The sequence below is a fragment of the Lactobacillus sp. M0396 genome (genome assembly GCF_016101625.1).
GTDB lineage: Bacteria > Bacillota > Bacilli > Lactobacillales > Lactobacillaceae > Lactobacillus > Lactobacillus huangpiensis.
The window spans coordinates 39,728-59,370 of record NZ_JACFQE010000008.1 but is presented as its reverse complement, the minus strand read 5'-3'; the positions used below and the strand labels follow the sequence as shown (position 1 = coordinate 59,370).

The 19,643-nt window shown below is 34.1% G+C and carries 18 protein-coding genes and 7 pseudogenes; 9 read left to right on the top strand and 16 right to left on the bottom strand.

The genetic code is table 11. The features are described from left to right. Positions 1-316: 316 nt before the first annotated feature. From H3T43_RS08890 to H3T43_RS08880, 3 genes and pseudogenes are all read right to left on the bottom strand, one after another. Complete coding sequence (locus H3T43_RS08890; protein WP_198214043.1) at positions 317-658, bottom strand: hypothetical protein; 342 nt, start codon at positions 656-658, stop codon at positions 317-319. 33 nt (positions 659-691) lie between these two features. Next, complete coding sequence (locus H3T43_RS08885; RefSeq protein ID WP_046325825.1) at positions 692-931, bottom strand: hypothetical protein; 240 nt, start codon at positions 929-931, stop codon at positions 692-694. Between the two features lie 166 nt (positions 932-1,097). Then, positions 1,098-1,706, bottom strand: a pseudogene (locus H3T43_RS08880) (tyrosine-type recombinase/integrase). 431 nt (positions 1,707-2,137) lie between these two features. On the opposite strand from H3T43_RS08880, the pseudogene H3T43_RS08875 reads away from it, so the two are divergent. Then, positions 2,138-2,924 (top strand): annotated as a pseudogene (locus tag H3T43_RS08875) (IS30 family transposase). 42 nt (positions 2,925-2,966) lie between these two features. Here the strand turns inward: H3T43_RS08875 and H3T43_RS08870 are convergent. The 7 genes from H3T43_RS08870 to H3T43_RS09560 all read right to left on the bottom strand — a co-directional run bounded on the left by H3T43_RS08870 (position 2,967) and on the right by H3T43_RS09560 (position 8,461). After that, a complete protein-coding gene (locus H3T43_RS08870; RefSeq protein ID WP_198214041.1) occupies positions 2,967-4,016 on the bottom strand; it encodes a hypothetical protein in 1,050 nt (349 codons plus the stop codon). Continuing rightward, a complete protein-coding gene (locus H3T43_RS08865; RefSeq protein ID WP_198214039.1) occupies positions 3,985-5,133 on the bottom strand; it encodes a pitrilysin family protein in 1,149 nt (382 codons plus the stop codon). Before H3T43_RS08865 ends, H3T43_RS08870 begins: the two co-directional genes overlap by 32 nt. A gap of 10 nt (positions 5,134-5,143) precedes the next feature. Next, positions 5,144-6,109: a hypothetical protein gene (locus tag H3T43_RS08860; protein ID WP_198214037.1), complete on the bottom strand. Its 966-nt coding sequence runs from the start codon at positions 6,107-6,109 to the stop codon at positions 5,144-5,146. Further along, the gene (locus H3T43_RS08855; RefSeq protein ID WP_198214035.1) at positions 6,109-6,792 is read right to left on the bottom strand and encodes a hypothetical protein; all 684 of its coding nucleotides are present in this window, start codon (positions 6,790-6,792) and stop codon (positions 6,109-6,111) included. The genes H3T43_RS08860 and H3T43_RS08855 overlap by 1 nt, the downstream gene beginning before the upstream one ends. Further along, the gene (locus tag H3T43_RS08850) at positions 6,785-7,624 is read right to left on the bottom strand and encodes a hypothetical protein (RefSeq protein ID WP_198214033.1); all 840 of its coding nucleotides are present in this window, start codon (positions 7,622-7,624) and stop codon (positions 6,785-6,787) included. The genes H3T43_RS08855 and H3T43_RS08850 overlap by 8 nt, the downstream gene beginning before the upstream one ends. Before the next feature lie 18 nt (positions 7,625-7,642). Next, positions 7,643-8,227: a CPBP family intramembrane glutamic endopeptidase gene (locus H3T43_RS08845; protein ID WP_198214031.1), complete on the bottom strand. Its 585-nt coding sequence runs from the start codon at positions 8,225-8,227 to the stop codon at positions 7,643-7,645. A 102-nt stretch (positions 8,228-8,329) separates the two neighbouring features. Beyond that, entirely contained in the window at positions 8,330-8,461 is a 132-nt protein-coding gene (locus H3T43_RS09560; protein WP_255534833.1) for a hypothetical protein, read from the bottom strand. A gap of 218 nt (positions 8,462-8,679) precedes the next feature. Here H3T43_RS09560 and H3T43_RS09660 point away from each other — a divergent pair, with 218 nt between their 5' ends. Continuing rightward, entirely contained in the window at positions 8,680-8,889 is a 210-nt protein-coding gene (locus H3T43_RS09660; protein WP_198214047.1) for a transposase, read from the top strand. Positions 8,890-9,561: 672 nt separating this feature from the next. Here H3T43_RS09660 and H3T43_RS08835 read toward each other — a convergent pair. Continuing rightward, the gene (locus tag H3T43_RS08835; protein ID WP_198214028.1) at positions 9,562-9,960 is read right to left on the bottom strand and encodes a transposase; all 399 of its coding nucleotides are present in this window, start codon (positions 9,958-9,960) and stop codon (positions 9,562-9,564) included. A gap of 370 nt (positions 9,961-10,330) precedes the next feature. Here H3T43_RS08835 and H3T43_RS08830 point away from each other — a divergent pair. Beyond that, positions 10,331-11,121: pseudogene (locus H3T43_RS08830) on the top strand (FAD:protein FMN transferase). A gap of 1,087 nt (positions 11,122-12,208) precedes the next feature. Here the strand turns inward: H3T43_RS08830 and H3T43_RS08825 are convergent. Together H3T43_RS08825 and H3T43_RS08820 are read right to left on the bottom strand one after the other, a co-directional pair. Then, complete coding sequence (locus H3T43_RS08825; protein WP_198214026.1) at positions 12,209-12,433, bottom strand: transposase; 225 nt, start codon at positions 12,431-12,433, stop codon at positions 12,209-12,211. A 138-nt stretch (positions 12,434-12,571) separates the two neighbouring features. Further along, complete coding sequence (locus H3T43_RS08820; protein WP_198214024.1) at positions 12,572-13,030, bottom strand: transposase; 459 nt, start codon at positions 13,028-13,030, stop codon at positions 12,572-12,574. Between the two features lie 31 nt (positions 13,031-13,061). Here H3T43_RS08820 and H3T43_RS09655 point away from each other — a divergent pair. Together H3T43_RS09655 and H3T43_RS08810 are read left to right on the top strand one after the other, a co-directional pair. Further along, a pseudogene (locus tag H3T43_RS09655) lies at positions 13,062-13,495 on the top strand (IS5/IS1182 family transposase); the annotation flags it as partial. Beyond that, positions 13,475-13,898, top strand: a pseudogene (locus tag H3T43_RS08810) (IS3 family transposase); the annotation flags it as partial. The pseudogenes H3T43_RS09655 and H3T43_RS08810, both read left to right, overlap by 21 nt. 33 nt (positions 13,899-13,931) lie before the next feature. Here the strand turns inward: H3T43_RS08810 and H3T43_RS08805 are convergent. Continuing rightward, positions 13,932-14,420 carry a hypothetical protein gene (locus H3T43_RS08805; RefSeq protein ID WP_198214022.1) on the bottom strand — a complete coding sequence of 163 codons (489 nt, stop codon included), beginning with the start codon at positions 14,418-14,420 and terminating at the stop codon, positions 13,932-13,934. A 107-nt stretch (positions 14,421-14,527) separates the two neighbouring features. After that, entirely contained in the window at positions 14,528-15,133 is a 606-nt protein-coding gene (locus tag H3T43_RS08800; RefSeq protein ID WP_198214020.1) for an MFS transporter, read from the bottom strand. A gap of 277 nt (positions 15,134-15,410) precedes the next feature. Here H3T43_RS08800 and H3T43_RS09650 point away from each other — a divergent pair. Continuing rightward, positions 15,411-16,117 (top strand): annotated as a pseudogene (locus H3T43_RS09650) (coenzyme F420-0:L-glutamate ligase). A 71-nt stretch (positions 16,118-16,188) separates the two neighbouring features. Continuing rightward, a pseudogene (locus tag H3T43_RS08790) lies at positions 16,189-17,177 on the top strand (D-2-hydroxyacid dehydrogenase). A gap of 92 nt (positions 17,178-17,269) precedes the next feature. On the opposite strand, the gene H3T43_RS08785 reads toward H3T43_RS08790, so the two are convergent. Further along, complete coding sequence (locus H3T43_RS08785) at positions 17,270-18,256, bottom strand: LacI family DNA-binding transcriptional regulator (RefSeq protein WP_198214018.1); 987 nt, start codon at positions 18,254-18,256, stop codon at positions 17,270-17,272. A 181-nt stretch (positions 18,257-18,437) separates the two neighbouring features. Here H3T43_RS08785 and H3T43_RS08780 point away from each other — a divergent pair, with 181 nt between their 5' ends. Next, on the top strand, positions 18,438-19,094 hold the full coding sequence (locus H3T43_RS08780) for a ribulose-phosphate 3-epimerase (RefSeq protein WP_198214016.1): 657 nt from the start codon (positions 18,438-18,440) through the stop codon (positions 19,092-19,094). A 17-nt stretch (positions 19,095-19,111) separates the two neighbouring features. Next, complete coding sequence (gene rpiB / locus H3T43_RS08775) at positions 19,112-19,609, top strand: ribose 5-phosphate isomerase B (protein ID WP_370520807.1); 498 nt, start codon at positions 19,112-19,114, stop codon at positions 19,607-19,609. Positions 19,610-19,643 lie beyond the last annotated feature (34 nt).

Here is a 19,643-nt window from a genome sequence, read left to right as displayed (position 1 = left end):
TTAATATTAGTCTTGCCAACCCGATAACGCTGACTTAGCTCAGCAGGGCTTATTTGATAATCGTGCCAAAGATGATAGATTTCAATTTTATCTTGTTTAGATAATTTAGACATAAAAATGACCCCCAAATTTGTCCTAAATTTGGGGATCATATCATTTATGTAGTATCCACCTTTTTGTTTGATAATTTATTAATAAGTCTAAGTTTAGAAAAACTTATGCAGAAAGAAATTATTCTGAATAAATATGCATTATCTGTTTAGTGTTTTATTACGAAGAATTAAATTAGTCCAAATTATTTTGAATTTTAAATGGTCTATTTAGGTATTTTAGATAAATCAATTCTATCATAGGCGCCATTTTTGTTGTTTTCAGGATGTGGATCTAATCCAATAATGGTTATATCTCCTACATTAGGTGCGTAAACCCAAAACATCCTTCTTGCATTGCTAGTCTTATTTTCTAAATAAGACTGCCACACTTTCATTCCATATCTATTTGTTAGTGATGAAATTTCATGTGTATGAAGACCAGGATGTTTTGGATTTTCGGATAAAAATTTTAAAGCTTTACCCCATTTTTTATATAAGTTTGCGTCAGCTTTACTAATTGATTTACTACGATAAGATGTCTGTAACTTTTGCCATAACTCATCCATGTATGGCACTCCCATTATAATGTTAAACCGCATTTAAAAGTCCGATAAGTCTACTGGTGCAGACACTCTTCCTTTTTTTAAATTAGCAACAGATTCATCCATTACTTTTAATGCTTTATCGGAAATATTTTTTGGTTTAACTAATTCTCTAGGCTCCAGAACTAAGCAGCCGTTGTCATATTCTTTTACGTGGTAATAGTCATATTTAGATTTACGAAGTGTAATCCGTTTTTTACTATCTGTATGAGCATTGTAATTGTTGATAACTTGCATAATATAACTTCTCCTTTTCTGTGGGATTTCCCACAGAAAGTATATCATATTAAAACAAGTAAAAAAAGAAAATTATACTCAATTGCAAGAATGGAATACGAGCAAATATATATTTAGGTAGTATTACATGCAAAAATCTACAGTCGTTTGGTTTAAATTTTAGCTACTACCCAAAATCAATTGTGTCTAATATATGTTCACGTGTTTCTTGGTCTAATCCCAGGTATCGAAATGTTACTTTTTCCGATGAATGATTTAATAATTCAGACACTAGGGCAACATTGTAATGAGATTGTACATATACCCGATAAGCACCAGTTTTTCTCATGGTGTGTGCCAAGGTAATCAATTTGTAGTATTTCACCAACTTTATGCATTATCATGTAGAATCTACGTTCATCGATGTGCTTGTTAGGATGTGTCATTGAAGGAAATAACCACTCACTCGTGAAAATAGTTTGTTTAGGATGTTCAGATTCGTATTTCTCAAGCCAATCATAATAATCTTCTAAATCTCGTTCAATTGGACGTAGATATAAGATATTCCTTTTCTGAGTTTTTTTATCAATAGTATACGCATTTCTCTTAACACGACCATGATGATCGAAAACATCTTCTTTTTTAAGCCTAAGAACATCGCTCACTCTAAGTAAAGTTGCCTTACCTACCTGAAAAATAGTGTAATTTCTTCTGCCTGTTCAAATATATGAAGAAGACAATCTTTTACTTGTTCTAATACATTCGAGTCTTTAATTGGCTTAACTATCTGCTTCATAAGTTACTCTTTCTTTCTAAAATCCTAATAGTGTTATAACACTAGTTAATTAAATAGTGACTCTCACATTCAAATAAAATCAATTAGTCAAAATTTTAAGTTTGGGTTCGCCCATTATTAATCTTTTAGATAAAATAATGAACTTATCGTTAGGATTGCAATCTCAACATCAAAAGCAAACTGAAAGGACTAATTCCGATATTCAATTGGAGTTAGTCCTCAACTAAAATTTATATTTTTGGTAGATTGTAAAATGAACTTGAACAGTACCTTGTTTTAAAAAATGAAAAAAGTCCATTGGACTTCTTTGATAGAATGTAATTGTCCAGCCATTCTAGAAAGAAGTTTCCAATGAACCCGCTTATTTTTACCATATTAGTCACTAAACAGGCCAACATCTTGCCTTAACTGACCGGGTTATCATACAAATCATGCACGAACAGGGCCAGTCGCTGCGCCAAATTGCCCGCGTCCTCCACTGCTCGCCCACCACAATCAAGTACGAGCTTGAACGCGGCCAGGTTAAACATTACCACACCACGCGCTATGATGCCCAGACGGCACGAAGACGCTCTACCACTATATAGCCAGCGGTCTTTTGCGAATTAAACCCCTGGACCTGCCCGAGGCCTTGAAGCGCAAGCAAAGCAAACGGGTACGCCAGCACAAGCGCAGACTGGAACATAGTATTGCACAGCGGCCCGGCTACATTGACCAGCGCTAAGAGTTCGGCCACTGGGAATGCGACCTGGTTCTGGGCCACAAGACCCAAGATGACCAGGCCCTCTTGACCTTTTATGAACGCGTATGACCCGCAAGTTCATGATTATGCCCAATAAGGACAAGACAGCCGCCAGCGTGATGGATGCCATCACGCAGCTGCACGCTCAGTACCGCGAGCACTGGAACTAGGTCTTCAAGACCATCACCACGGGCAACAGGTCCGAGTTTACGAACCTGGCTGACCTTGAACAAATCTCCCATCCCCTGGTCTATTATGTCCATCCGTATACTTCATGCGAGAAGGGCAGCGTGGAGCGGCATAACCGGCTGATCAGGCGTTTCATTCCCAAAGGCAATGCGATTAAGGACTACAGCCTAGAGCCGATCTTCGTGATTGAAGAGTGGTGCAATAACCTGCCGCGCAAGTTGCTAGCCTACCACACTCCCGATGAAATATATGAACGAAGATTAGATTGCATCTATCAAGCATGCTAGGGTGTTCAATTTAATATTGCAATTTTCGAATAAAAATAAAATTTAAAAAATAATCCTTATAGCATGAATTGAAGCATAAATTATGCCAAACATAGAAAAAATAAACATTGTTCCCCATATTAAAATAAATATTTTTTCTATATTCTTTTTTGAATACCACTCTATTCTATATTTTGGATAAAACATTGCAACAATACAGCGAAAAAATGCTGCACGCAATCTATAAGTACCCGTCAATTCTTGGAAAAGTTGATATCCATCATTCTTAAGAAGAAAGGGATATATGTCTAATAAAACAAAACTATCATTTGCAATTGTCATAAGATACAGCGTATAAGAAATATATACTTGATTACAACTATATAAAACATAGGATATAAAAGCCAAAATACTTGAAACCGTTATGACAGAATTAAGTGCAAAAAGAAACATTTTTATTCTTTTTTCTTTACTTTCTGCCATCATGCTTGACCAGTTAGTTCCCAAAGAAATAAACATTCCAAAAACGAATTTGATAAACCACCTTTTTATGGGTCTGTTTTGCTTTCGGATATATATACTTAAAAAAACTTCGTGTACAAAAGCGCTGACAAAGCCAATTAGCAACATATACCAGTTACGTTCGATAATAGATAAATTTATTTTCAAAGCAAAAAATAAATATATAGTAGGCAATGCTGAAAGTAGATTAATCAGTATCATTACACTTGTACAGTAACTGATATTTAAATTTTTTGCTACTTTATCAATTGATTTTAGCACACGATCATATATAAACTTAGGAATTGTCCAGAAATAAATCCTTTTAAAAATTGAATATATTGAAATTTTGTTTGTTATTCCCTGGGAATCTATTAAAACTCCTTTTTGAAAAAAATATTCAACAAGCGTATCAATTTGCTGAATGTCATTTGAAAACAACTTTTCGATTTCTCGTAAGGAATAGTCTCTTTGTAAAAAAATGTTTAAGAAATTTAACTGTTCCTTATTTATTAGCAGCATACCTGTTTTAATTGGAAGTATATATCGTCCATCTGTAGTTTTTTCAATACTAGAGGGTTTATTCCAGTGCAGAGATGATTCCTTGTCCAATTTTAATTCCTCCCCTTACCTGTTGTACCGAAGTAGGAACCAATAAAACTTGGTTGTAATTTATACTAGATAATGCACTTAAACATTCAGCTAAATTACTTGATTTTTGCTTATTAAATAGGCTTAAATTGTTAATAGCTAATGATTTGATTGCTCCAATAGGATTATCTGTCTTAATTTGTTGCATATTTTTGGTAGTTTCTTTTTGTTGTTCTAGTTTTATTGCTAAGTTTTTCGAGTCTTGTTTCTTAAAATTTTTCCAAATATGTGCCACAAGCAAAATCAATTTATCATAATTTTTATTATTAGACTGAAAAACAAATTTTAAATAGACAGTATCTGTATCCATTGTCATATTTCGTTCGATTCTATATGCTAAACCATATTTTTCTCTTATTACTTCCATAAATTCTTTATTCAAGATCTCAAATATATCAGTATATATTTCTGCCATAGACTTTGGAATCGAGAAATTTATTCCATAATAATATGTATTTTTGCTATTTCCAAATGTAGTCCAATATAAACTTCTATCAGTATCTAATTTTTGAAAATTATTGTCTTGAGACACATCACTATCTTTTAAACAATTTTTAGCAATTTCCGGGAGTGAGTTAACAACAATATAATTATTTAACATTTTTGAATATATCCTTTTCAAATCGTCTATAGTTATATCATCAATAGTCTTAACTGTACCTAAAATTTTTGGAATTGGTTTACTGTTATTTGCCAAAACACTTAAGATATCTGCTAAATATTCGATTGGATCGCTTTTGTAATATTGGATCTCACTTTTTACAACTTTTTTTTCTGTTTTAAATAATGCTTCATTTAAAGAAAGTTGAGCTTGGCAGTCTTCAATTAGTTGATCTGCCAAAGGTCTAAATTTTTCTACGCATTGTATATATACCGCGGTAATATCATAAGTTGTAAAAGCATTAATATAGCAGCCATTTTGCTCTAGTTTATCTTTCAGCACAGTTATTTCTTTATCACGAAATAAACTATGCTCTACTAAATGATGTAAACCAGATAAACCAGATGGATCAGCTAAAGCTCCTTCATTAAACCATATACCTGTAGAATAAGTCTTATATTTAAAATTTTTCAACATTTTTATTCCTTTATTTATGATAAATAATATTCAAGTCTTTTTTACACAATTTCGACGTAATTAGTTCAAAATTGCCTTTAGTTTCCAAAAATGGCTGTAAAACCCCATTATTAAAATACTGTAATAAAATTTGAGCTTTTTCTTTTTGATTTTTAACATGAACAATTTTATTAGAATTACTACGATACAGTATGTTTATTTCTTTAATATCTGAACTCAAATATTTTTTAATAGGTACTTGCTTAGCTACTGAACGAATTATACCCTTGTAATCTTCATAATAGGTTATGTTTGTTGTTGATGATACGTATTTCCGCACATAGTTGACCAAGGGGAAAATATATTCTTTTGTAACGCATAATATTTCATCACCTATTAACGACAGCGAAGATAAACTATTGAAATAGCTAGTTTTACCAGATAAAGAAGGACCAAAAGCTAATATAAGCTTACCTTTGTCATCTTTATATAAGTCTCCATGAACTACATCAGACATGTTACTAATATTTAATAATGCAATTCTTGACTCAATTGTTTTTATTATCCAAAAAAAGTTTTTTTGTAACTGCTCATTATTTTTATAATATACTTCTATATATTGACCGCTTAAACTTGATTTGACCAATATATAATTATATAAATAAAACTTTTTACCTAGATTGTCATTACCTATTTCAATACCATCTTTTTCTTCAATAGACCAATTTCTAAATCCATCAAAAAAGCTATTAGAATCGATTAAGTCAAATCTTACAATCAAATTTTGTGTGCCCGTTCTTATATCATTTGTAAAGTCAAAATAGTTACTTAATAGACTTAATACAAAGCTGTCCTTACAAGTAAAATAAATATCAAGATTTATTAAGTGGCTGGAAACGATGTATTTATGGAATATCAATGACAATGGGATATCAAAATTAAAAAATTCATCAATTACTTTAAGCCCATTATTATTCGTTATTTTAGGATTAATCACTATTCTTCCTCTTTGCTCGTAAGCTCATTTAATAATTGTATTAAAGTTGATTGTATTTCTGTAGATTCAATATTAGGCAAAAAGAATCTTGCTCTTGTATATTTATCATATAAATTTTTAGATAAAAAATCTTGTAAAAATATAGGCTGCCACTTAGGATTTAAATTGTAAAAGTTATTCTTAATTAATATGCCAATTGCAAGAGAATCAATTGCTTTTTCAATACATATATATTGAAATAATGTATTAGAATGCTGAGAATCTTCCATAAATCCTATAGCCTGATATCGAAATTTTTTTATCAATCTTGGAACTTGAAGCTTTAATTCTGATCGTTTATCATTAAGATAACTAAAAGTAGCGTTGTCCTTATCTAAAATAACCTTTCCCTGTAACAATCTACCAGCAATAATGTTAGTATCAAATAGTGCCATCATTAACTTTGGTACAAAATCATTAATTTCCTTCTCAAATGATTTTTGATCAACTACTTGAATATGAAATTTGATATTATTTATTCTTTCAGCAAAAACTGGAGTTGTCACTTTATTTTTTACAATTACATAGTAATCATAATCACTATTTGCTCCGGCCACTCCTTGTACAGTAGATCCGTGCTGAATAATTCCTTCTATGTCTTCACGTTTAATTATTTGTTTAACAACAGAAATTTTATTAGTCATCAAATTTTCCTTCTTCAATTTCCTTAATATTTGTGACTTCCACACATTTTAATAGATTTTCTAATGCTGCTATCGCTGTACTATTTACAGATAATTCACCCGTTCCAAATTGTTTGGCTACTAGTTTCAGCATTTGCATTTTATTTAAACAAATGTTTCCCCTTGTTAAAACAAATACTTTTGATATCTGATAATCCTTTAATTGAGATTCTAATTTAATTTTTAATAGATTCTTTTTTTGTATATTTAATATACTTTTTTGTTTACGCCATACTAAATTTGATAACTGTGAAAAATACGTATTAAGTGTTACTGTATCTAGAGCTGGAGAGCGTTGGATAAAATCGATTTTATCAGAGGTCCAAATAACTGTTTCATCTGTAAAAACAGAGGCACCTTTACTTAAAAAGTGAAGAGTTGCACAGGTTTTGCCTGTGCCCTTATTTCCTATAATTAAATAATTTTTTTGATCCAGTCGAACAAAAGCAGCATGAAGATAAAAATATGCGTCATGTAATTTTCTTGCTCTAATTAATCTTGTGACCTCACCACGTATTACACCGTAACCAATATCAGAAGTGGCCTTCAATTTACTATTAAAATATATTTCAGAAGAGTCTTGTTTTCTATTTATACAAAAATCTTTACTTCTAACAAGAATACTATCAGGCGTTTGCCAAATTTCCAATCCTAAAATCGGATTTGCCACTACACAATATTCGTCTCCCTTTAACTTAAATCGATGATTTTCAATATTTATATTCAAGCTTTCGATACTATCATACTTACAATTAAAATCAATTACTAATTGATCAATCAAATCCTTTTGCATTTTTTATCCTCCTAAAGATTATAATGTTAATATCAATAAATTTGAAAATGAATGTAACAACATGTTATTAATAATATGATTGGTTTTCAATTGCAATCCTACAAGGATAAAATTCATAATTAGGAAAAAGATAATCCCATTTAAGCTAAAGTTGAAATGCAACAACACGAAAACGATCGTACTAATGACTATTCCTGTCACTAAGTATCCATTTGCGTTTAATTCAGATAAAATTAATTTTCTACAAATTAATTCCTCAATTATTGGTGAAAAGCTAACCGCTCTAAAGATCTGAACAGTATTGTATTGCTGATTTGGATCGCTTCTAGTAAAAATATATAAAAACAAGAAAACTATAATTGCTGCCAATATTAACGGTTTAAAAGATATTGTAAGATCATCTTTAGTTAAAATTTTCATTTTATAACTATAAAATAAAAATATCATCAAAGTGATAGTATCCCGTAAAATTTTCCATTTAGTATCAAAATAATAATGCTCTGCCAAAAAAATATATACTGCTCTATCTACAAGTTCAATAATAAAATAGATACTAATTACAATAAATATTTTACCGAGTAATGGAAAAAGCTTACTTTTCATTTAACAAAAACCTTTCAAAAAAAACAATTCTAGAAATGATTATCATCAATTAAATATAAGATAACATGTCTTTTTCTAGAATTGTCTTTTTAAAAATCGAAATTAACTTAAAACCCATTGCATAATATGATTTAAAAGCCACTGCTTCTTAGCAATAAAAGATGTTTCGCAATTATCAACTTCTTGAAGCATTTCAACGCTTAACAAATTTTTGTTTTCTATACCATCATGCATAATAATCACCTCCTTTTTTCAACTACATTTTATATTTTTGCTTTTATTTTTGCGAGCGCTTTTTTAATTTTTTTAAAAAATATTTGAAACATAGAAATTAAAAACTCAATATTAATAAAAAATAGATATTCAGACTTACTGGGTACGTAGCAAGCCTAATATTTAACGTAAGCAGTTAAGCAAATTATTGTTAAGTCAAACAAACTCATTTTGGAGATATTCTCGAGATTTCACAAATAACGACACTATGTCTTTTAGGCGGACTGGGCGATCTCAGACGCTTCCGTAATCTCAGCGCGCTCAATGACTTTATGGGCATTGACCTGCATTACTATGAATCCGGCAATCTGGTAAGCGCATCAACGTGCTTACCAGATTGCGTATTATTACGACAAACGAAAACGATCTTCTCAAGCGCGCAGCTTTAAGAAGATCGCAATCGCAGCAGTCCATAAGTTGCTTCAGACTGTTTACCACTTAATCAATTACAACGTAGTCAGTTAAGAACTGGGCTTTAATCGTAATAATTTGATCAAGTTCATTATAACAGTTTAACCGCAAAATTAAGCCAAAAGGTTAAACTCTTTTAATGCGGCCTTAAAAAGAGCAGCTAGGCAAAGGAAAAACTGAATTATTCAATAACCTAGACTACTTTGAGCATAAAAGTTAAATTAATCATTGATATTACTTGATTTTTCGTATACACTTCTGCTTAGTCCTGATATTATTTATTTACCAACCACAAATAGATCAGAGACCAATTTCAATGGGCTCTTTGTCATTTCCTAGTGATAGAATTTGATAATATTTTTGATTGAACATCAGGCTACCAAGTAGCTTAATGTTCTTTGCTTGATTACAACTTTTGGCTCTTCTAGTTTAATCCAGGCTATCAGATTAAGCCGTACGCTCAATCTGCTTGTGACCCCTTCCAGGCGGTCATTAGGCCTTTGTACTTAGCTGCATTGAGCAGGTCCTTCGTGAAGTTATAGGTGTTTTCCAAGACTGAATCAAGTTTTAAGCCGTCAGTCACAATTTGGGCCTGCGTCAACCGGTCCTTTAAGTGCCAATTGTAGCAGAGCTGAGTCTTTTCTAATTGGTCAAAGGGCCTGAGGTAGAGACTTGAGCAGGCGGTAGTTGCGACTAGCCTTGGGATACTGCTTCATGACCTGAATGCGGCAGGTGTTGAAAGAGGGGTTGAGCATCTGGACGACGTGGAAGCGATCTAAAATTACCTGAGCATTTGGGAAGCGCTCTTTGGCCAGCTTAAGCAGCACGGTCTGGCTGGCATCGCTGCTGAGGTATCTGACCTTAACGCGTACATGACCATTGTGCCAGACGTGACTTGAGTGGCAGTAAGGACAGGCAGCCAATTTAAGGGTACAGTAGCAGACTTTGGTTTCAACGTTGTTAATTGTTTCCAGGACGACCTGGTTAATTTCTCGATTAGGGTCTTTAATATTGAGGAAAAGTTTAATATAATTAGACAGAAAGTTCATAAGCAAACTCCTAAATAGATCTGAAGAGCAGTGTAAAAGGTTATATGGCAAGAGGGCTTAGGGCCTCTTTTATTGTGCCCAAAAAATCCTGCCAATAGCATCTCATAGAAATTAGTCTAAGATAGCTATCAACAGGATTTCTTATAGAATGTCAAGTATCAAAAAGAGCTGAAATTATTATGTAAGGTATAAATGAGAGGAACGGTAGTAAGAGAATAATTTGTTATTGACAGTTAGAGCCCCAAAAATTATCATTAAATTTAGAATTAATAATATTAAATTTTATATCATTGTTAATTGATTTAAATTTAAAGTATCTCAAAAAATTGAATATCATGATTAAAAATATAACTCTTATCATTATAAAGCTATGGGAGCCACTATAAACTTACAGACTTATGGAACTCAAAGTAATGATATCATTGATCAATCAGTAAAATTGATTAATCATTATAAAAAATTATTAACAGTAAACAGGAATCAATCTGAACTAATGTCCATTAATCATGCTGCAGGGAAAAAGAAAATACAAGTCTCCAGTGGAACATATTCTTTAGTTAAATTAGTAGTTAATATAAGTAAAGAGAATTTCGGTTTTAATGCACTAATAGGTCCTAACGACATTGTACTAAATGATTTAGATCAAACTGTTTTCTTGACTAAAGAAGGAATGGAACTTGATTTAGGTGGAATTGCTAAAGGTTGGATTGCAGATCGAGTACGAGATTTGTGGCATTCTTATGGAATAAAAGCAGGTGTAATTGATTTGGGCGGTAATATTTTATTTGTAGGTAATTCACCTGAAATCAATAATGGAACTTGGATTGTCGATATTCAAAATCCATTTAAGAAATTTGGGAATAGTATAGCTACATTAATGACTCCTGAAAGTTCTGTTGTAACTAGTGGTACATATGAACGCTATTTAATGGTTGATGATTGTAAATACCATCATATAATTGATCCCAACACGGACTATCCGGTTAAAACGAATTTGTTAAGTGTGACAACCTTTACCAAAAATTTAGTTCAAGCAGAAATTGAATGTAAAAGGCTTTTTTCGCTGGAAAGCCTATCAAGAATTGGAATAAAAATCCCAATCGGTATGGTGCGATTTTCATATATAGAGATGGACATATTTTTTATGATGGTATGAATTAGATTTTATATCATACTTTTAATCATGAGTAAAAAAATAAAAAGTAAGTTTAATTATTGAGGAACATTAAGATGAAAACAAGTATTGGAATTATTATTTTATTCATATTTATGATTTTATCTAGTATAGCTGCTGTTTGGGATTTTTTTGAAAATGATAATCATTCATATTTAAGCATAATAACTTTTCTTGCAGGATTATCTGTTTTTACATTTTTTTTAGTTACTTACAAAAATTTTTTAACTATAACTGCAATTTCGAATTTATTAATTGTTATTTCAGCAATTTTACATGGTATTTTGAATAAATCGTTTCATCTAATGCATCATGTAGTCAGAATAGTTTTATTGTTTCTGGTATATATACTTTTATTAAATTAATTAACATATTATAGTATAAAGCTTAACTTAGGCTAATCATTTAGAAAATTATAGTCGGACAATGATCTTTTTAGTACCTTAAAAGTAATTTTGAGAAGTCAATCAAAAATTTAGTAAAGCCCAAGGATACTAGTAGCTACATTGACTATACAATATAAGAAGATTCTATTTAGGGTGAGTTCAGAAGGTTAGACAATTTTGGAGTTATTTATAAGTTAAGGCCTCTCACCAGCAATCGGCGAATTAAAACATAATGGTTTTGTAATCAAAGATAAGAATGTTAGGCGTCTGATACATAAATTAGAATTAATTTGTTTACATCGACATAAACGCAAGTATCCTAACTATTAGAAAACGATGGGGGCAAGATTCTCCCTAACTTCATTCAACGCAATTTCCTTGTTCTACGCTCTAACCTGAAAGTGGTACATTGACATAATCAGGCTTGCCCCTGTAAAAATAAAATTTTATCCTATGCAATTTTATGGCCTCCAAATCTTAACTTGATAATGATATTGTTTAATTACATGCACTTAAATTGTGCAGCATTATGTAAATATCTTGTGCGGCTCTTTGTCAAACAAATATTTAACTTTCAAAAAGGCGCTTTTTTGAAGTACCTTTAGTATATCCATTTTTTAATCTTTTGATACTTGACATTCTATAAGAAATCCTGTTGATAGAATTTGATAATATTTTTGATTGAACATCAGGCTACCAAGTAGCTTGATGCTCTTTCTTTGATTACGGCTTTTGATTCTTCCAGCTTGATACGGGCAACCAGGTGATTGAAGCTGCGGTAGCCGTAAGCCGTACGCTCAATCTGCTTGATCTTGCGGTTGACTCTTTCCAGGCAGCCGTTGGACTGTTTGTACTTGGCCGCGTTGAGCAGGTCAGACAGACAGCGTTTAAAGGTTTTGCGGGTAACCTCCATTTGCCAGCCTAGTCTGCCGGGGTGTTTGAGACAATCCTTTATTTACTTAACGTCTTTTTCTTTTAGAGCTAGCCGCAGGGCCTGCGTCAACCGGTCCTTTAAGTGCCAATTGTAGCGGGGACTGATCCTTTCTAATTGTCAAAGGGCTTGAAGTAGAGCTTCCAGCTTCCAGAAATACTTGAGCAGGCGGTAATTGCGACTGGCCTTGGAATACTGCTTCATGACCTGAATGCGGCAGGCGTTGAAAGAGCGGTTGAGCATCTGGACGACGTGGAAGCGGTCTAAGATCACCTGGGCATTTGGGAAGGGTTCCTTGGCCATGCCTGCATAATAGTAGTTAAGGTCCATGGAGACCGTCTTGACGCGGCGTCGCACAATTTCGGGATAATGCCTGAAGTAGGCCATGACGGCGTGTTTATAACGGGTCTGCAAGATCTTGACCACCTGGTGAGTGATTCCGTCTAGGGCAATGAAATGCAGCTTGCGGCCCACGCCCCGAAATTCGTCAAATGCTAGGTGCTCTGGCAGCCAAGTGTCGTCATCGTGAACGGGGTTGGCAATGGCGCAGTACTTATCAACCAGGTCAGTCTGGGCCATGGCGGCTGAAGAGGCCCAGACTAGTCAGACCATTGAACGAGAACCGCAAGCAATTCCGGATGGATCCAAACATAAATGAAAGCGGCGCCGGTTAAAGAAGCTGCTCCACCGAATCCGCCGCGACTACCAGCCTCGCGCCCAGAAGTATAAACACAGCAGACCCTTCAAGGGCCGCAACAGCTTTTCTAAGACCGGCCATGACCGCATGAAGGAAGACCCGATGCTTAACGGGCAGCTGAAGCCGGGCTACAACCTGCAGATTGTGACCAGTACGTCATCGACTATGCCCTGTATCCTAACCCAACTGACACCAGAACCCTGGTATCCTTTTTAGCGCAGCTGCCGGTTTTGGCAGCGAGTACAACTATGCCCAGCAACTGGCACTATGATGAGCAAGATGACTATTACATAGACCACCAGGGCGGGCGCTTTAACTTCAAGCACTATTCCACCAGACGCGACCGCTACGGCTACCGCCGCATTACCTTGGAGCTCAGACGGCGCGGCCTGATAGTCAATCATAAGAAGGTGCAGTGCCTGATGCGTAAGCATCTGGCACTGAACGGTTTGGTCTTTCATACGGACCAGGGCTGGCAGTACCAGCACCAGCAGTTTCAATCCTGGCTTAAGAATCATGGCATCGACCAGTCGATGTCGCGCAAGGGCAACTCGCTGGACGACAGACTGATGGAGGGCTTTTGGCATCATGAAGCGAGAAATGTTCTACGGCTTTGAACAGACCTTCAAGGACTTAACCGCACTAGAAGAAGCAATCAGAAAGTATATTGACTACTACAACACCAAAAGAATCAAAAGCAAACTGAAAGGACTAACCCCGATCGAATATCGGGAGTTAGTCCTTAGCTAAAATTTATTAAACTGTCCTAATTTGGGGTTCACATCAATTAGACCCCTTGCTTTTGCCTAAGCGGTATTTTTGCACGTTAATACCAAAAATGACAAAAACTGTTAATAACGAAATTCCGCTAGCAAGGAGCGTAAGAGCAGGCCGGTATAAGGCATTGGCAATTACCGAAACCCCAACAGTAAAAAAGATATTTAGTAGCGCACTGCCTAGCTGCAAAAAACTTGATTGAGCAGACTGAACATTTTTACTGGTTCTTTTAATTCTAACTTTGCTGCACCAATTACTGATTGGTAAAGTTTCTCCATAAATTAACACTGTGCTAATGAACATGGTAGCGATTGTTTGTTTTAAAAAGAAAATACCTAATGCTAAAGTAGTGACTATGACTAAGGCGCACAGTAACCAAAAGTGGTTATCAAAGCGAATAAGCACTGCTCCTAATAAGAAACCACTGACTACGGCAAACAGCAGCCAGTATACTTGACTATATGTAGGATTAATTGCTTTCCAGAAGTAAATCATTAATCCGTTGAATACAGATTGAAGAGCACCATTAAACATGGCAACAATAATTGATGCGCGTAAGCCTTTACTAGTAATAATCTCGTGCCAGACTTTGATTAAATGAGTTATGGTTTTAAAATTTTTTTATCTTTAACAAAATGCCTTTGGTGTAAAGCTAGAGAAAGAAAAATGTTAATGAAAAATGCGCTGCTTGCTACTAAGAGAAAATATAAATAATTGCGCGTAGTCAAAATCAATACTGCTATTGCAGCTACACTGGCTATATTACCGATCAGACCAGCAATAGAATTGTAGTTAATTGTTTTTTCGAGAGAATTATCAGTCAGAAGAGATTTTAAATTTCCCGTAAATGATAGTTCTTCAACTAAACTGAACATTGTAATGCAAAGGTCAACCAGAATATATAAGGGGATAAAGTATATTTTGGGAAAAGAAAAGGGCAGTAATATGAATAAACACAGAAAGATATATATCCAAATTAACATGCGGCGCTTGTCGACATTATCAAGTCGTGATCCAATAAATAGGACTCTCAAAATAAGTGCTAAGGAACTAATACTGGATATCAAGCCATTAACAACGATATTTTCTGAGTATTCACGGATAATTAGTGAACCACCTATTCCAACTAGAATACTACCAAAATTCGATAGCAGGTTGATTAGCGGTAATAATATTTGATTGCGATTGAGAAATTTATTACTGTCCATTTTTTCACGCTTTCATGTAATATAATAAAAAGCGTAACATGTAGCTGTTTTGCCAGTAGCAGAAGTAACACAAAAGGCCATTTTCATTAGTTGAAATGGCCTTTTTTACTATACAAATTCCTAGACATAGATTTAATTGTTAACTTTATCAAGATCATTAAGAGTAATGCTTTGTTATGCTGCCCAAGCCATAAAATACATAGTTTTGTTCGACTTTTTAGAGTATTATATAAATATTAAGGCAAAATAATAATAACGACTATGATAAGGATTTTATATGGTTACAATTACTGGTTTGCGTGGCGTACCCATAATTTCTAAAGTTTGTGACTTGCCACAAATATTAATTAAAACAATCAAAAAAGAGCATTTTCAAATTGCTGATGGCGATATTATTTGTGTAGCTTCTAAAATTTGCTCGCTAGCAGAAGGCGATGTTATAGATCTAAACCAAGTTGTGCCGACACCTTTGGCACAAAAATTCAGCAGCGAATTCCCAGAAAAGATGAGCATTTAATTCAAGTAATTATCGACCAAACCGGTGATCCCACTGGTAGCAAGCTGGAAATAAGTGGAAATCATATTGGTGCATGGCTGCCAAATGGATTGTTTTTAACTAGTGGCGGTGTTGACAAGGGTAAAAATAATACGGCGATAACTTTGCCCAAGAATTGTAATTTAACAGCTAAACGCATCAGCAATGCTTTTTGCCAAGAGTTAGGGGTAAAAACGAGTGTGATTATTACTGACAGTGACGGTAGGGCAGATAAAAAAGGTGCTAATCAGGTAGCAGTTGGCTTATATGGTTTAAATGGTCTGAGAACAAATAAGAAAACTGGTACTAGCGAAACATTTTGTGATTTGCTGGCAGCTGCTGCGGGTTTAGTAATGGGACAACGTGGTATTAATATACCATTAGCCTGCATTCATGGTCTTGAATATGAAAAAGCTACGGATTTTAGCATTGCAGATACCGTGAATTAGGCTTAATAGGATATGTCAAACTTAAAAATAAAAATTGTCAATTTTTAAAGCAAGAATAGGAGAGATAAAAAGTGAAAATTATTTGTTATGGTGTAATTAAAATGGAAGAAAGCATTATTGAAAACTGGGCTCAAAAAAACCAAGTTGAAATAAAAATCGTCCACGATGACTTGTCTGCAGATAATGCTGATTTAGCACAAGGTTTTGACGGAGTGAGTTCTGAAGGAAATCTTCCAGTCGGAGCCAGTGTCTACGAAAAATTTAAGCGATATGGCATTAAGCAATTATCCGTGCGGCAGGTTGGAGTTGATAACCAAGATTTAGCAGCCGCAAAAAAGAATGGTATTAAAATTACAAACGTTGCAGCTTATTCGCCAAGAGCCATTGCCGAACTCGGTGTAACCGATGCAATGTACTTACTGCGTAAAATTGGGATTTATCAAGACAGAATGGATCATGGTGATTTTACTTATGATAAAAGTACAATTAGTACTGAAATTTTTAATTGCACTGTCGGTATAGTTGGCGCCGGTCATATTGGTGGAGCCAGTGCACACCTATACAGCGCATTGGGCGCTAAAGTTTTGGCTTGTGATCCGGTTTATGACGCATCTCTGGAACCTTACCTCACTTATACCGACTTTGATACGATTCTTGCTGAATCCGATATTATTTCTTTGCATACGCCATTATTAGCAAGTACTGAAAACATGATTGACAAAACTGCTTTTGATAAAATGAAGAAAAAGCCTATTTTAATTAACGTAGCTCGTGGGGGCTTGGTTGACACACAAGCTTTAATTGCGGCCCTTAAAAATGGACAAGTTTCTGCTGCAGCATTGGATACTTTAGCCGATGAAACAGATTTTTATGATAAAAAAATATGCTGAATTCCCTTCCGGAAGATTATAAAGAACTAAAAGCAATGCCTCAGGTATTAATTACTCCGCATATTGCTTTCTTCACAAAACTAGCTGTTAAAAACAGTATTGAAATTGCTTTGAACGATGCTAAAACAATTATTTCTGGAGGAGAAGTAAATAGCGTAGTTAACTTGTAAATAGATAGTGAAAATATTTTAGCCGCAAATGGTCGTTATAACAATGAAATGAAACAGCATCTTTAAACAAAAATAGCTAAGTTTTTACTTAGCTATTTTGTGGTTTCTCTAATTATTAATTTAGTTGGAATTAGAAATTGACTTCCTTTTTCATTTTGTTTATTGATGGCATGCATCATGCTGGTAACAGCTGTTTGTGCAATTTTTCTGGTATTTTGCTGGATGGTCGTTAATTTTGGTGTAACCAGATTGGCAGCAGGCACATCGTCGAAACCTACAACTTGAATTTGTTGTGGAACTTGGTAACCAAGATTTTTAAGATATTTGAGTAATTCCATTGCAATTCCGTCATCGACGGCAAATAAACTATCAGTATTGGGATTTTTTTGCAAAAATTTGGCGAATGAAGATTGACTTTGCAATTTAAGTTCATGGCGCGACTTGAGGAATTTAAGAGAATGATTTTTCAAACTTTCTTTAAAACCGTCAATTCTAGATATAATTGAGGTGCCAACCTTTTTGACCACGACAACTGGAGATTTTGCTCCTTTTTGAAATAAGTAATTAGTTGCATCTAGGGCACCTTGATAGTGATTAGAAGAAATAAAAACTGTATTATGAAAATTTTCTGGTTCGCGATCAATACAAATGTAGGGAATTTCTTTTAGAGAACTTTGAAATTTAAAACCATGTTGATAAGATCCAGAAATTACAATAATGCCATCAACCTTTTTGTTTTCAAGCATACGTAAGTATGCTTTTTCTTTTTGTTCATTTTTATCAGTATTACAAATAATAGTGGAATAGTTTTCGGAAAAAAGTAATTCTTCAATTTTTTGAACCAAATCGGCGAAGAATGGATTTTTAATGTCTGGAACCAGGATTCCGATAGTGAATGTAATATTCGTACGCAAACTACGGGCATTGTTATCGATTTTATAGCCAGTTTGTTTAATAACATCTAAAACCTTTTGTCTGGTTTTTTCAGAAAACCTGCCATTATTATTAATTACCCGTGAAACTGTTGCAGTTGAAACATTACATAATTTTGCAATGTCTTTAATTGAATATTGCTTCATTACTTACTCCTTCATTTATTGCCTAATTATATCATTAAAATAAAAATTTAAGTTTTTTTGTGGTTGAACGATTGCTCTATTTATAATGTATTATTTAGAAAAACGTTTACAAAATAAAAAATAAGTGTAATAATAGCAGTATGTTAATTTGAGTAAACGATTACTCAAAAAGGAGGAAAAAATGTCTTTAATACTAAGCCCGTCAATGATGTGCGCAGATTTTAGTAATTTAAAACAAGAAGTTGAAAAGCTGAATAACGCTGGAGTCGATATGTATCACATGGATGTAATGGATGGTAGATATGTTCCGAATTTTGCATTAGGACCAGAAGATTATCAAACAATCCGTTCCTTGACGAAGAAGCCTATGGATGCTCATTTGATGATTGAAAATCCTCGTTCTTACATTAAATTCTTTAGTGATTTGGGAGCAGACATTATTTATTTTTGCCCAGATGCTGAAAAGCAACCTGCAAGGACGATTGATGATATTCACGCTTTGGGTAAAAAAGCTGGAATTGCAGTAAATACGGGAACGTCTTTCACTACAGTTCAAGAACTTTTACCTAACGCAGACTATGTTTTAGTAATGACTGTTCATCCAGGATTTGCTGGACAACCATTTCAAGATTTTGTAATGCCAAAGCTGGATCAGTTTATCGCAGCAAAAGAAAAGTATGAGTTTGTCTTAGGAATTGACGGAGCAGTTTCACGAGAAAAAATTAATCAACTGTATAGAAAAGGCGTTGATAATTTTATTCTCGGAACTTCGGCACTATTTAACAAGTCAGTTTCTTATCAGGAAACAATTGCTCAAATCAGAAAGGAAAATCAGTAAAAATGGTTGCAAAGAAAATAAAAATAGCTTTTGGATCAGATCATGTCGGTTTGGAATTGAAGCCAACAATTATGGAATATGTTAAAAGTTTGGGCTATGAAGTTTATGATTTTGGGACTAAGAGTAATGAGAGAACTGATTATCCTATTTACGGGCAAAAGGTTGGTAAAGCCGTGGCTAGCGGAGACTATGATCTGGGAATTGTAATTTGTGGTACTGGTGTAGGTATTTCATTAGCAGCCAACAAAGTAAAAGGTATTCGTGCCTGCGTATGCAGTGATTGTTATTCTGCTAAACTTTCGCGAATGCACAATAACACAAATGTATTAGCATTTGGCTCCCGTGTGGTTGGTCCAGAGCTAGCCAAAATGATCGTTAAAAATTGGTTAGAAGCCAAATATATTGGTGGTCGTCATGAAAGACGGGTAGAAGAATTATCAGCAATCGAAAGTGATGATGAACAAAAGTTTGATGAATTGGAGCACTCCAAAGAATTTGATGGCAAAGAAAAATGATCATGGCAGTGTCACTTTGAAGGTTCAAGTGTAA